The sequence below is a fragment of the Listeria grandensis FSL F6-0971 genome, from assembly GCF_000525835.1.
Classification (GTDB): domain Bacteria; phylum Bacillota; class Bacilli; order Lactobacillales; family Listeriaceae; genus Listeria_A; species Listeria_A grandensis.
The window spans coordinates 41361-55349 of sequence record NZ_AODD01000035.1; the positions used below are offsets into that span (position 1 = coordinate 41361).

The 13989-nt window shown below is 43.1% G+C and carries 14 protein-coding genes; 10 read left to right on the plus strand and 4 right to left on the minus strand.

What is annotated here, in order from left to right; all coding sequences use genetic code 11:
- Window positions 1-117 precede the first annotated feature (117 nt).
- The 4 genes from PGRAN_RS14550 to PGRAN_RS14565 all read left to right on the plus strand — a co-directional run bounded on the left by PGRAN_RS14550 (window position 118) and on the right by PGRAN_RS14565 (window position 5546).
- Window positions 118-1539 carry a CapA family protein gene (locus tag PGRAN_RS14550; protein WP_036068248.1) on the plus strand — a complete coding sequence of 474 codons (1422 nt, stop codon included), beginning with the start codon at window positions 118-120 and terminating at the stop codon, window positions 1537-1539.
- Window positions 1540-1863: 324 nt separating this feature from the next.
- On the plus strand, window positions 1864-2829 hold the full coding sequence (locus tag PGRAN_RS14555; protein WP_036068249.1) for a cation diffusion facilitator family transporter: 966 nt from the start codon (window positions 1864-1866) through the stop codon (window positions 2827-2829).
- A gap of 225 nt (window positions 2830-3054) precedes the next feature.
- Window positions 3055-4536 (plus strand): DHA2 family efflux MFS transporter permease subunit, encoded by a 1482-nt coding sequence (locus tag PGRAN_RS14560; RefSeq protein ID WP_036068252.1) that lies wholly within the window; start codon window positions 3055-3057, stop codon window positions 4534-4536.
- A gap of 104 nt (window positions 4537-4640) precedes the next feature.
- Complete coding sequence (locus PGRAN_RS14565; RefSeq protein ID WP_036068255.1) at window positions 4641-5546, plus strand: AEC family transporter; 906 nt, start codon at window positions 4641-4643, stop codon at window positions 5544-5546.
- Window positions 5547-5604: 58 nt separating this feature from the next.
- Here the strand turns inward: PGRAN_RS14565 and PGRAN_RS14570 are convergent, their stop codons facing one another.
- From PGRAN_RS14570 to PGRAN_RS14585, 4 genes are all read right to left on the minus strand, one after another.
- Window positions 5605-6555 (minus strand): quinone oxidoreductase family protein, encoded by a 951-nt coding sequence (locus PGRAN_RS14570; protein ID WP_036068256.1) that lies wholly within the window; start codon window positions 6553-6555, stop codon window positions 5605-5607.
- A gap of 124 nt (window positions 6556-6679) precedes the next feature.
- A complete protein-coding gene (rlmN, locus tag PGRAN_RS14575; RefSeq protein WP_036068258.1) occupies window positions 6680-7795 on the minus strand; it encodes a dual-specificity RNA methyltransferase RlmN in 1116 nt (371 codons plus the stop codon).
- Window positions 7796-7858: 63 nt separating this feature from the next.
- Window positions 7859-8548, minus strand: coding sequence for an aspartate/glutamate racemase family protein (locus PGRAN_RS14580; RefSeq protein ID WP_036068297.1), 690 nt, complete (start codon window positions 8546-8548; stop codon window positions 7859-7861).
- 81 nt (window positions 8549-8629) lie between these two features.
- Window positions 8630-9451 (minus strand): alpha/beta hydrolase, encoded by an 822-nt coding sequence (locus tag PGRAN_RS14585; RefSeq protein WP_051998680.1) that lies wholly within the window; start codon window positions 9449-9451, stop codon window positions 8630-8632.
- A 448-nt stretch (window positions 9452-9899) separates the two neighbouring features.
- Here PGRAN_RS14585 and PGRAN_RS14590 point away from each other — a divergent pair, with 448 nt between their 5' ends.
- From PGRAN_RS14590 to PGRAN_RS16465, 6 genes are all read left to right on the plus strand, one after another.
- Window positions 9900-10319 carry a permease prefix domain 1-containing protein gene (locus PGRAN_RS14590; RefSeq protein ID WP_036068260.1) on the plus strand — a complete coding sequence of 140 codons (420 nt, stop codon included), beginning with the start codon at window positions 9900-9902 and terminating at the stop codon, window positions 10317-10319.
- A complete protein-coding gene (locus PGRAN_RS14595) occupies window positions 10316-10954 on the plus strand; it encodes a hypothetical protein (protein WP_036068261.1) in 639 nt (212 codons plus the stop codon). The genes PGRAN_RS14590 and PGRAN_RS14595 overlap by 4 nt, the downstream gene beginning before the upstream one ends.
- A 64-nt stretch (window positions 10955-11018) precedes the next feature.
- Complete coding sequence (locus PGRAN_RS14600; RefSeq protein ID WP_036068262.1) at window positions 11019-11447, plus strand: hypothetical protein; 429 nt, start codon at window positions 11019-11021, stop codon at window positions 11445-11447.
- A 169-nt stretch (window positions 11448-11616) separates the two neighbouring features.
- A complete protein-coding gene (locus PGRAN_RS15890; protein ID WP_051998681.1) occupies window positions 11617-12771 on the plus strand; it encodes a hypothetical protein in 1155 nt (384 codons plus the stop codon).
- Window positions 12758-13633 (plus strand): polysaccharide lyase family 8 super-sandwich domain-containing protein, encoded by an 876-nt coding sequence (locus tag PGRAN_RS15895; protein WP_051998682.1) that lies wholly within the window; start codon window positions 12758-12760, stop codon window positions 13631-13633. The genes PGRAN_RS15890 and PGRAN_RS15895 overlap by 14 nt, the downstream gene beginning before the upstream one ends.
- Window positions 13536-13970: a polysaccharide lyase beta-sandwich domain-containing protein gene (locus tag PGRAN_RS16465; RefSeq protein ID WP_159101158.1), complete on the plus strand. Its 435-nt coding sequence runs from the start codon at window positions 13536-13538 to the stop codon at window positions 13968-13970. The genes PGRAN_RS15895 and PGRAN_RS16465 overlap by 98 nt, the downstream gene beginning before the upstream one ends.
- Window positions 13971-13989: the final 19 nt, after the last annotated feature.

The window sequence follows — 13989 nt, forward strand, 5'->3', positions numbered from 1 at the left end:
TCTGGAGTTACTGCTCTCGATTCTCACAACACCAATAAAAATCCACATTTTAACATTGCCATCCCCCGCCACACATAATATACTAAAAGAAAACAAGCTCTTGAAAGGAGCAGAGTAATGAAGAAAAAAGCATTTTTCATATCAGGCATCATCATTTTAATTTTTGCAGTGGGGATTTTTTGGACAGTTCACTCTTTAAACCAAACAGCAAAGCCAGAACCGCTCAAAACCCCCACCCAAGAATCCGTGCAACAGCTCTCCAAACAAACGAAAGCAACACTCCAATCCTTGGCCGATTCCGGTGGCGATGCGGTTTCACAAAAGCAATTAGCCGCCCTAATAAAAAACGCCAAACAATACAAATTAACAAGCGATACCAACAGTAACTACATCAAAAATGTCACCGCTTGCCTCGAAACGTTGCAAAAATATAAATCTGGTAAGGCTGATAAAAAAGCACTTGGCGCCGTCTATCCAGCTTTCGTTACCAGCGAAACCAAGCTGACTGACATCGCGAAAACCTCGCAATACCAATGGTTTTATGCAGCCGCGGCAAACTATGAACAAGGTCTCAAGCAAAAAGGCGTCATCACGCTAACAATGGTTGGCGACAACTCTTTTGGAACCTATCCAGAAACGCCTGAACACCTCAAGTTCGATAACGTCTTCCAAAAAAATAACGGAACAAACACCTATGTCTACCAAAACTGCTTACCGTGGTTCAAATCTGATGACTACACCGTTATCAATGCGGAAAGTGCCTTCACAAACGCGACAAAAGCCGAAGTAAAGATGTGGCGCATCAAAAGTGATCCAGCGCATGTTGCCTTTTTGCCAGCAAGTGGAGTTGACGCGGCAAACCTTGCCAATAACCACACCATGGATTATTTCCAAGTTGGTTATGACGATACACTTAAAGCCTTCAAGGATAACAAGATTCCCGTTTTCAACAAAGACATGCCGCTCATTACCAAAATCGGCGGTATCGAAACCGTCCTACTTGGCTACGATTGCCGTTCCAGTCAACAATCCGCGAGCTATCTTGCCAAAATCGAATCTGACGTTAAGAAATATAAAAAACCAAATAATCTAGTCATCGTGAACATGCATTGGGGTGTCGAATATCGTGAAACACCTGTCGATTATCAGACCCAATATGGTCACGCCATTATTGACGCAGGCGCTGACATCATCATGGGCTCCCACCCGCATCGCCTAGAAAGCGTTGAGAAGTATAATGGTAAATATATCGTGTACAGCATGGGCGATTTCGCATTTGGCGCCGATCCAACATTGCTTTCCCGCATGACATCGATGTTCCGATTGCGCTTCACAGAAGATAATGGTAAAGTAGTTCTTAAAAACCTGTCTATCGTTCCGACTTACGAAAATTCAGATGGTAGCCTAAACGAAAATAACTACCAACCACTTCCCGTTTTTGGCGATGATGCAAAGAAAATCGTAAATGAACTAATCCGAATAAGCAAACCAATCCAAGGCGGCGTAACCGAGTACGATTACTTTGATCCGTTCATATGAAAAGCTGAGGCGGCCCGTTAGATCCGAAAAAATTTTGAACAGGCGCAAGAAAAATCCTCCCTTGATTTTTTTTGGAGGCTGTGTAAATTTCGAGGATCTGGTCGCCGAAGCTAGATCCGATGAAAAGCTGAACCAGCCCGTTAACTCCGAAAAAATTTTGAACAGGCGCAAGAAAAATCCTCCCTTGATTTTTTTGGAGGCTGTGTAAATTTCGAGGAGTTGGCCGGTGAAGCTAGATCTGATGAAAAGCTGAACCAGCCCATTAACTCCGAAAAAATAAGGAAACACACTACTTGTCCTAAGAACCAGAAAGAAGGAATTCATTTGAAAGAAATATTTCAGCTTTTAAAAAAGGGAAACAAATCTGCACTCACCGCGGCAATCGTTAATGTACTTGTCTCTATTATTAAAGGAACTACTTACATCTTCACCGGTAACGTCGCGATGTTCGCCGAAACGCTACACAGTCTCGGCGATGCTGCCAATCAATTTTTCGTGTTCGTTGGTTCTGCACTCAGTAAAAAGCGTCCGACAAAGCGCTTTCCGAACGGTTTTGGTCGTGTCGTGAACCTCGTCCTTCTCGGCGCCGTACTTATCGTTGGTATCATGGCGTTCGAAACGATCAAAGAAGGTCTAGCTCACATTTTCCATCCGACAGAATCAACTGGTTTCCTCATTAACCTGCTTGTTCTCGGGGTTTGTACGATTCTTGAGGGCTTCGTGCTCGTGAAAGCAATGCATGAAATCGCGCATGATGTTGGTCTAGAATCCCGTGGGCTGAAGCTTTTCAAAGATAGCCTCGCGAATTTTGGCAAAGCAAAAGCGGCAACCCGTCTTGTTTTTCTAGAAGATTCCGTTGCAACAGGTGGCGGACTTTTGGCAATGATTGCAATTATTATTTCCTATTACACGCCTTATCACCAAGCTGAGGGCATCGCGTCTATCCTCATCGGTATCCTCATGTTTATCGTTGTCGGCAAGGTGTTCCTCGATAATGCAGCCGGCGCGATCGGCGAGTCTGACGAGGTGATGCAAGTTCAAATTGGCCAGCTTGTCATGACAGACCCAGACGTGCAAGATATCCAAGTTATTACTGTACTAAAAGAAGGCGATTTTTTCCATGTTGAAGTCGAGGTCGAACTCGATCCAGAGATGACGCTCGCTCAGGTGGATGACGTCAAAGATCGGCTCGAAGAAAGTATCCTAGCTGTAAAAGGTGTCGTCGATGTCCTCGTGACATTTGATGAAGACGATGCTATCAGTAATTGGGAATACGGCGATGGTCGGTAAATTTTACAATCAAAAATACGGTGAACAGAGTTTTCTTTTCTGTTCGCCTTATTTTTTTGCCCTCAAAACATGCGAAGCGAGGCCCACAAATAAAGATAGCGCCATCATTTATACACTCCAAATTTTTTTTAGAGTTTTTCATTGACTCTTTTCCTAATTTGACCTATAATAATCAAATAGTTAATTAAGTGAACTAATTACTTTTAAATCAAAAGGAGATTGAACATGACACAAACTACACACACGGAAAGACCTGTTGACATTCAGGGGAAACCTTATAATCGTTTGTTACTAATGACAGTAATGCTTGTGGGGGCATTCGTTGCTATCTTAAACCAAACAATTCTATCAACAGCTCTTCCACACATTATGGTCGATTTAAACATCACAGCATCTACAGGACAATGGCTAACAACAGCATTCCTACTTACAAACGGGATTATGATTCCGATTACGGCTATGTTAATCGGTAAAATCAACTCGAAAACACTCTTTTTAACAGCGATGATCGTCTTTACGGTCGGTACAGTTATCTCTGCTTTCTCAGATAGCTTTGCTTGGTTACTTGCTGGACGTATTGTACAAGCAGCTGGGGCCGGAATTCTAATGCCTCTCATGCAAACGATTTTCCTACTTATTTTCCCACCAGATCGTCGTGGGGCAGCAATGGGGATGGTCGGATTAGTTATCGCTTTTGCGCCAGCTATCGGGCCTACTTTATCAGGTTGGATCGTTGATAGCTATGATTGGCACATGCTTTTCATCATCTTGATTCCAATCGCCGTTCTTGATATTATCTTTGCCTTTTTCGCCATGAGAAAAGTGGTGGAACTAACGAATCCGAAAATCGATATTATCTCGATTGCGCTTTCAACACTTGGTTTTGGTGCCCTTCTTTACGGCTTTAGTAGCGCGGGTACAGACGGTTGGACAGACGGCCTTGTGCTTACGATGTTCGCAGTCGGTGTTATTGGTTTAGTCCTATTCGTATGGCGCCAACTGAAAATGGAAAAACCGATGCTCGAACTTCGCGTTTTCCAATCACCAGTTTTCACACTTTCAACAATTATTAGTGCCATCGTCATGATGTCGATGATCGGCGCAGAAATCGTCTTACCGCTTTACATTCAAAATATTCTCGGCGAAACCGCGCTACACTCTGGACTATTACTACTTCCAGGTGCCATCGTGATGGGTGTTATGAGCCCGATTACCGGTATTATTTTTGATAAGATTGGTCCGAAATTGCTCGCAGTCGTTGGTATGACATTACTTGTCGCGGGTACGATTCCATTCATGTTCTTGACGAAAGACACGTCAACTACGTACATTATCGTCTTCTACGCCGTGCGTTTCTTCGGTATTTCGATGGTCATGATGCCGATGTCAACTGCTGGTATGAACTCGTTGCCACTGAACATGATGAGTCACGGTACCGCGGTAAACAACACGATTCGCCAAGTTGCAGGTTCGATTGGTACAGCGATTCTGATTACTGTATTAAGTAACGTAACGAAGAGCAACATGCCTGAAAAAGCTTTAGCGATGACTGATCCAAAAGGTTTTGCTAGCCAAGCGATGACGGCGAACTTAGATGGTATGAAAGCTGCATTCCTTGTAGCTGTCGCCTTCGCAGTAGTCGGCTTGATTCTGAGCCTATTCGTGAAAGATATTCGTCCTAAAGGTAAGAAAACCGTAACAAAATAAAAAGGACACAAAAGCAAGGCCTCGCTGAAAAATAGTAGCGCGGTCTTGCTTTTTTTATGCTAAGATAGTAAAAAGGTTTGCTAACTAAGAAAAGGGTGTTTTAGATGGAATTTGTTTTGATTTTGTTGCCGATTTTCGGAATTTTTGCGATTGGGTTTATTGGGCAGAAAACCCTGAAATTTGATATTCCGAATTTATCGAAGTTGACGCTTTATTTGATGTCGCCGTTTTTGGCGTTTAATACGTTTTATACGAATAAATTGACGATGGACTATGCGTATTTGCTGATTTTCGTCGTTGGGCTTTGTTTGTCGATTATTGCGATTATTTATGTGATTGCGAAGGTGATGAACTATGATATTCAGGATGCGTGCGCGATGATTCTCGCTTCGGCATTCATGAATAACGGGAATTACGGGACGCCTGTTGTGTTGCTGATTTTCGGCGCAGCGGGGCTTGATATTGCGGTTATTTTGATGGTCTTGCAACAACTTGCGATGAGTACGATTGGGGTCTTTTTTGCGGCACGAGGAAGTTCGCAAAACGCAAGTATGAAAATGGTCTGGCAACGTGTGGTCCGGATGCCAGTCGCTTATGGGGCGCTACTTGGGATTGTCTTGCAATTAATACATATGCCGATTCCTGCTGGCGTCATGACGTGTGTGAAGCTCGTTGGGGACGCCGCGATTCCGACGATTATGATCGTGCTTGGTATGCAACTCGCGGTCATTTCCTTCCGCCGAATTGATATTCCGAAAGTCTCCATCTCACTCATATTACGACTACTCATCTCACCGCTGATCGCCGTTTTGTTTACGCTCATTCTGCCGGTCGATCCAATGACGAAGCAGATCATGATTTTGCTTGCAGCCATGCCAACCGCCGCGAACACAACTTTACTCGCCGTGCAATTCAATACGAAGCCAGACTTGGTTTCCAGTACAACTTTTATCAGCACAGTGCTCAGTATTGTCACCATTCCGGTTGTTTTATGGCTCATTTTCCCTTAGAACATCAAAATAGCAGGCAAGTTGGATCTTTAGACGGATCCTTCTTACCTGCTATTTTTTATGGTATTAGCAAAATTTTACCGGTACTCTTTCTGCTTTCCAGTAAATCGTGTGCCGCTTTTCCTTCTGATAAAGCAAATTTCCGCGGCTTATTCACCGTTATGTTGCCCGTACTAATCATTTCAAAGAGGGCATGGGAACGCTTGATTCGCTCTTCTTTACTCGTTAAGAAACTCCACAAGTCGCCTCCAGTCAAGGTTTTCGATGAATCCATCAGCATCCGTGGATCAACTGCAGCAGGATCACCGCCAGACATGCCGTAAAAAACCACCGTTCCTTTATCTCGTACAGCTTTGAAACTATCCATCAGCGTCGAACCCACAGAATCATAAGCAACATCGATTTTTCCTGCGAGTTTCTCAGCCCAATCATCACTATATAGCAAAACTTCTTCTGCTCCAAGTTTCCGTGCAACGTCGGCCTTTTCTTGTGTGGAGGTCAGCCCAATCACTGTTCCACCAAGGGATGTGATAATTTGTGTCAACATTTGACCGACCCCACCTGCAACAGCATGAACGAGCGCCACATCCCCGTATTTAATCGCGTAACTATCTTTTGCCAAATAGCTCGCCGTCAAACCTTGAAGCAGTACAGAAGCCGCGACATCGTCTCGAATGGCATCTGGAATCGGAATCGCTTGCGTGACAGGCACAGCTACAAGTTCAGCATTAGCCATCGGAACGTCGACAAACGCGACCCGATCCCCAATCGCAAACTCCGTCACGCCTTCACCGATCACCGTCACAACCCCTGCGCCTTCATACCCCAGCACATACGGCGGCTCCCCAACAAGATGATAGTTCCCTTTACGTCGATAAATATCCGCAAAATTAAGCCCAATCGCCGTCGTGCTAAGCAGTATTTCCCCTTTTCCCGCCACCACATCTGGAATATCCACATACTGCAACACATCCGAATTCCCAAACTCATTAAAAACCAATGCTTTCATAGCCCGCGTCTCCTTTATGTAGAAAAAGCCCGCAAAATCTCTCAGTGCGCCTACAAACACTCATTTTTGTGGGCACGCTAAGGTTTTGCGGCACGAGTTCATTTTTATTTCACTCTAGCTCTTCTTATTCTGCAGCTGCTGCTTGTTCCGCCTCTGCTTTTTCACGCATCCGTTCTCGAACGCCTTTTTTCTTAATTTGTTTACTGCGCAACTGGCCACACGCCGCATCAATATCTGTCCCATGTTCGCGACGAACGACACAGTTAATGCCTTTACGCTTCAAAGTTTCATAAAAAGCGTCAATAACCTCGGTATCGCTACGTTGGTACTGATCATGCTCGTCGACTGGATTATATGGAATCAAGTTCACCCAAGCCAGATGACGTTTCTCACCGATTAAAGCCGCGAGTTCAAGCGCTTCCTGCCTGTGATCATTGACATCTTTTAGCATGATATACTCATACGTAATACGGCGATTCGTTTTCTCCAAATAATACTCGACCGCCTCCATCAATTTCTCAAGTGGGTACGTCTTGTTAATCCGCATCACGCGCGTACGCAAATCGTTGTTCGGCGCATGTAAAGATACGGCCAAATTGACACGAATATCTTCATTGGCAAAATCAATAATGCGCGGCGCTAAGCCACTTGTTGAAACCGTAATGTGACGCGCTCCAATCGCTAGACCCTTCTGATCGTTCACAACGCGAAGGAAATCCATCACATTGTCATAGTTATCGAACGGCTCGCCGATACCCATGACCACGATATGGCTGACACGATCGCCATTACCCTTCGAATCCAGGTAAAGTTGCACGTTCATAATTTGCTCCACAATCTCACCAGCATTCAAATCACGCTGTTTCTTCAACAACCCACTCGCACAAAAAGTACAACCGATATTACATCCCACTTGCGTCGTCACACAAACACTCAAGCCGTAAGAATGCGTCATCATTACCGTTTCAATCAAGTTACCATCCGATAGTTGGAATAAATATTTCGTCGTACCATCTTTAGATTCCTGTTTGATTTGTTCATTTAAGGTGTGCATCGTGAAGTTTTCCTCCAACATATCCACACATGCTTTATTCAAGTTCGACATCTGCGCAAATTCCGTGACACGTTTGACATAAAGCCAGTCCCACACTTGCGTTGCGCGGAATTTCTTCTCGCCTTTCCCCTCAAACCAGTCGCCAAGCTGCGCCATCGTTAACCCGTAAATCGAGCTTTTTTCCATTCTTTAAAAACCTCTTTTCAAAATTTCATTACGCCTTATCCAAATTATAACGGTTTTAGTCCCTTATCGCAAGGCTTCCTTTGCCGCATACTTAGCGTGAAGTTCCGCCGTTTTAAAGATCGGTAATGTGACATCTTCATCTCTAATCAACAATTCCAGTTCCGTACATCCCAAAACAACGCCCTGCGCCCCTTTTTGACGTGCTGCTTCAATAATAGCCAGCATCCGCGCTCGCGACTGTTCACGTATCACACCGAGACATAATTCCTCAAAGATAATCTGATTTACCTCAGCCAAGGCGGGCTCATCGGGGATTTGAACCTCTATACCGCTCCCCGCATAACGCCCTTTGTAAAAGTCTTCCACCATTGTGTATCGCGTCCCGAGTAGTAAAATTTGCGTCAATCGCTGTTCCTGAATAGAACGAATCGTTGGCTCCGCAATATGCACAATAGGAATTTCAGTCGCATCCTCCACCTGTTGCGCCACCTTATGCATCGTATTCGTACAGATTAAGATAAAATCCGCGCCGGCTTGCTCTAACTTGACCGCAATATCCGCCAGTATACGCCCCGCCTCATCCCATTCACCGCTATGTTGAAGTTGCTCAATGATGAAAAAGTCCACGCTATACAAAATCAGCTCCGCCGAGTGTAGTTCGCCTAGCACATCGCGCACTTCCTCATTTATAATCCGATAATATTCCGTCGTTGATTCCCAACTCATCCCGCCGATCAGCCCGATTGTTTTCACTGCCCCCACGCTCCATTTCTCCTTCATTATAAACTCTCTCCACACAAAAAACGACCAGTAACTGATCGTTTTCGCTTTTTACTAATAGATGAAGTCCGCTACAATCCCATCCACTGTCGTATTTTCATGTAAGTCACTGTGTTGCGCATTGGCACCGGTCACAACTTCCTCGCTATAATTCGCCACATTCCCTGCAAAAATTAACCGTGAAGATAAGGCGCTCTGAACCGGCACAACACCGTCAGAAACCGCGTTATTATCCAAGTCTCCTGCGATCGAGAGCACTTGCAATTTGGCATCCAAGTTCGTACTATCATCAATATACTGCTGCAATTCCGTTGTTCTGTTAGCTACGTCTGTAAAATCCGTCGTTGCCGCATTATCATCCCCATCTAAATCATTAAACGGCGTTCCAATCACAACCAATTTTTCCATTATAGGAGCCGAATCATCTGCTAATTTTTCCGCATACGTCGTCAACGCCAGCCCTCCGTTTGAGTGCCCAATCGCATTATATTGCGTCACATTGTATTTTTTCTGAATATCTTTGATTACCGTGGCCACCCAAGCCGCCTCTTGGTCAATCGGCGCATCGTTATTTTCAAATACGACTTGGATAAATGGGTTTTTTGACTTATTGCTCAGCGTTCCTTGATATTCCAATGTACCATCTTTTTTTACTAACACGATTACCTTGTCTGTGGATTTCCCGTAAGTCTCTGTAATCCGCGAGATCATGCCATTAAATGAGTTCGCTGTCCCATGCGTCCCGTGAACGAGCACAATCGGTGTCGTCTTAGATAGGTCAACATCCTTGATCTTCGCTGAGTAGGCCCTAATCGATCCAAACACCGCTATCGCTAAAAATATACAGCCTCCAAATAACGCTAATTTATGCCACATATCATGCTCGCCCCTTCCGCTTTTTTCTATAACTTACTTTACCCATAAAAGATGAACAAATTGTTACCAAAATATTAGAATTTGAAGAAGTTTTGGAGACGGGGGGTGAACGTCACAGTAATGCGAGACTTGCGCTCCTATGTATATAGTGGCTTTCTAATTTATCTACTTATCTTTGTTCTGCATACATTCCTAGCTCTTCTTGTAATAATTCCTCGTTTGCTTAACGTATATTTGCATTTGTTTCTTTTCTTCGTTTCCTATCAACACTTTGGTTTCGCCTACTCGCTTCGCTCCTAGCCATATTGGGGTTCTAAAAAAGCAAAATACGCTTTTTAAGAACCCCAATAATTACTTTGACACATAGAGTAATTCGTGTTATCATTACTCTATCAGATAGAACACTGTGCGCGCAGTTGTATTTTTGAATACTTTGGAGGTTTTGGAAATGATAACTATAAAAAAACATGTGGATCTATTATTCGCAGATATTCCGGTGACGGAGGAAAGTTTATTTATGAAGGAAGAAATTTTGCATGGCTTGGAAGATAAGGTGGACGTCTTAATGGCTCACGGAAAATCGGAAGAAGACGCCATCAATAAGGCAATCGTGGAACTTGGGGACTTGACGGATTTACGCATGGAACTCGCGGAATATCGTGTGAAGCCACCGAAATCTTACCTCGCTTGGACGCATTTTCAGTTTTCCATCGTCGGCGCGGCTCTCATTATCGGTCTGCTGTTATTCATCAATATCTACTATACTCCACACGTTCTCTGGGTCGTTTTCCCAGCTTTCGGTATTGTTTGGTGGCCACTTGCGATGTACTTTAGATGCTTACGCGTCCAAGGGGAGGTCATGAATTGAAAGGTTTAGTCAGCTTCTCTATCGTTGGTAGTGCCATTTGTATGTTCTTTCTCGTCATGCTCAATTACTTCTTGACGCCTACGCTTGATTGGAGTATGTATCCATGCATCGCCTTGCTACTTTGGCCATTATCCATGTATTTCGTCTACCGCCAAAATTTGAAACAGTTCGCTTTCTTCACCAGTACGGTGTTCATTATCTTGCTCACTGTTATCAATTTGCGTGAATCGCCTGAAGTACTATGGGTTTTATACGCGCTATATCCGCTTGTTTTCTGGCCTGTCTTTACGGCGTTTGGCGAAAAAGCATACACGTTGACTGCCGCGATCATTGGTGCTACACTGACAATCGTGTATTATGCCCTACTGAATATCGCTTTTTCACCGAGTTATCCGTGGGTTATTGTCATTATTTTTGCTGTTGGCTGGTGGCCTTTATCGCTTTACCACGCGCGTCATAGAAGCTTTTTCGCATTCTCTATTCAGGCCAGTATTTGGCTTAGCGCCTTTGTTATCGCTATGAATTGGGCGTTTTCTCCTGGTGTGATTTGGGCCATTTATCCGATTTTTGCTGTCGTTTGGTGGCCTTTATCAATGTACTTTTTTAGTGCAAAACGTCACATGACAACTTTATAATTCCGCTCATGTATGTTACATTCAGATAGAAGTAAAAATTTTATTTGAAGGAGCTATTGTAAAGATGGAAAATCAACCAGACGAAAAAGCTATTTTGCGTAGTCAACTAACCAATCCACGTTGGATGACATTGGCGCTCGCGATTATTTGTTCTTTGTTCGCATTATTTACCTTGATGGGCGTATTCTTCCTATTCACTTTATCGACAGCAGGAGTAAAAGCGGATGCCGTGCAAGCCCTACAGGTAGCACGAATTTTAGCGGCTGTATTTTGTGTGTTCTACGCTATATTCGCCCTACTATTATTCAATAATTATTCAAAATTACGAAAAGGTATAGTAGTTCCGAAAATGCTCTACTTTGCGCTAAGTGTTTTCGTCATTCTGTCAGCAGCAAATAGCATTTTTAGCGGGCAACTAGGCGGTGTTTTCTTACCATTAATCATCCTGTTATTTTCGATTAAAATCATCCTAGATCTCGGTAAAATAAAGTAATATAATTTACAAAAAATATAGAAGTGTTGCATTTTTGACAATACTTCTATATTTTTTGCGTTTTTTTGGTGTTTTGACCGACATATTTAAGGGTAACTTGTTAAATGAGTTACTTATATACGACTAAATGTGTCTAAACTGTGAAAAAATACAAAGGAGGGCGATTACCATGAAAAAATATTGGATTACTTTTTTCTTAGTTTTATCATTACTACTCGTCAATGGAGAGAAAACATCCGCTCAAACAGTTGCGGAGCAAAATACATCGCTTAACAATTGGAAAATATCTTTGACTGGAAAAGCTTTTCCAAATTCAAATACTGCATTAAAATTAACCTTAGCTGAAAATGAGCGGAGCATGCAACATGCCGTTTTGAGTCGCTTGAATAAAGACCCTAAAAAAAATTATCTTTTTTCAAATGTGACCGCTTGGAAAACAAATTCAACCCAAATCACCATTACTGCTACCAATATTGAAAAAATGGCGACGTTGTATCAAACACCTAACTCCATCTATTATCGTAATGCTGCATTCAAACAAGATATTCTCTACTCCCTACAATGGTTTTACAGCCATATTTATAATGAGAAAGTAACAAACGCTTATGGGAACTGGTACGACTGGCAAATTGGTACACCGATTTCACTCGTCAATAGCCTTGCACTTATGAAAGCAGAGATTCCTTCCGCACAGCTACAATCATACTTAAAAGCCATCGATCGCTTCGCCCCAGCAACTGCCAGCGACCGGTACATTGGAACAGGAGCCAATCGCATTAATAAAGGATTTATCGTGACGATGCGCGGTGTTATTGGAGGCAATCAAGCCAAAATTAACCTCGGAGCTGAAATCGTGAAACGTGTCTACACTCCAGTGACTTCTGGTGATGGTTTCTATGCAGACGGTTCCTTTATCCAACATACAAATACGCCCTACACAACCGGTTATGGTGCTGAGATACTTGCACGTAGCGCCGATTTTTATCAGTTGCTCGCTGGTACGAAAACACTTAGCGGCTTTAAATCCCTTCCAACGATTTTTACTTATCTCGATACCACTTATCTTCCTGTTCTGTATAAAGATGAAGTGCTAGATATGACTCGTGGTCGCGGAGCCTCCTTAAAAGCGATCTCAAACCAACAAGTAGCACAAACAATGCTCTATGACATGTTCACCATCAGTCAAAAAAAATACAAATGCGTCCTATCGTGGGAAATATGCCAATATTACAAAATCTTCAATTATCAGTCAATCACTAAAAGCCGATTTCTACAAAAACCTTACCCTAGCACAAGCGCAATCATTCCAAATGGTCCTACTTAACAAAAATATTCCAACAACCTATCCAAATCGGACACAAAATAAAATGATGGCCGGTGCCAGCCAAATGATCGATTTCAAACCAAATTATGTTGCCGGACTAAGCATGTTTTCCAAACGTATCTCCGCTTTTGAAAGTATCGCTGGGCAAAATAAACTCGGTTTTTACACAGGAACCGGCGCCCTTTATCTTTACAATGGCGATGAGGCTTTTGAAGGTAACTACTACCCAACAGTTGATATGACTAGCCTTGCTGGGACCACCACCGATCATAAAACACGGCCAATAACGTCCGATAATGCCAAATATCTCAATCCCCAAGCCTGGTCGGGCGGCGTCTCTGATTTACAAAACGGTGCAGCAACTATGCACTACAGCATGAAAAATGTAACAGGCAGTTCGCTTGAAGCGCGCAAATCTTGGTTCTTTTTAAACGGAAAAATTGTGGCGCTCGGGGCAGGAATCACTTCCAAAGAGAATTTAAACACGGAAACAATTGTCGAAAATCGTAAATTACTTAATACTAATTTGAATAGCTTTATCGTTGGCGGTCAAACAATCAATCTTGGTCAAACAAAAACAATCACTAAAACAAAATGGGCTTATCTAAACGGCGCGGCTCCAAGCCAAAGCATCGGATACGTCTTCCCAACTGCCACAACCGTCACCGCTTATAAAAAGACACGATACGGTAACTGGAACACACTCAATATTCGCAATGCTTCCTCACCGGTAAGCGCAAATTATGCGGGCATTACCATCTCACATGGCAGAAAACCAGTTAATAAATCCTATAGCTACATCCTATTACCAGGAAAATCCAAACAAGCAACCGAAGCGTATAGTAAAAAAAATCGATGTTGAAATCCGTGCTAACAACCTCAACCAACAAGCCGTCTTCGATAAATCACAAAATCTTTGGATTGGAAACTTCCGTCAACTCGGTACAGTCAATGGTTTTGTCGGTCAAACTCGCGGCTCCATTATGGTTCGCAAAACCGCAACCTCAGAAAAAGTTACCCTTGCCGATCCAACAATGGAACAAACAAAAATCATATTCCTCGTTCCAAAAATGACTGGCCATAAACTAAAAAGCAAATCTCCTGAAGTCAGCGTCACCACATCCGGAAAAAATTGGCGCATTCAAGTCAACACAGCAGCCAAAAATGGCAAATCATTTAGCGTTCTTTTTGGAAAATAAATCACAAAACGCCGTATCA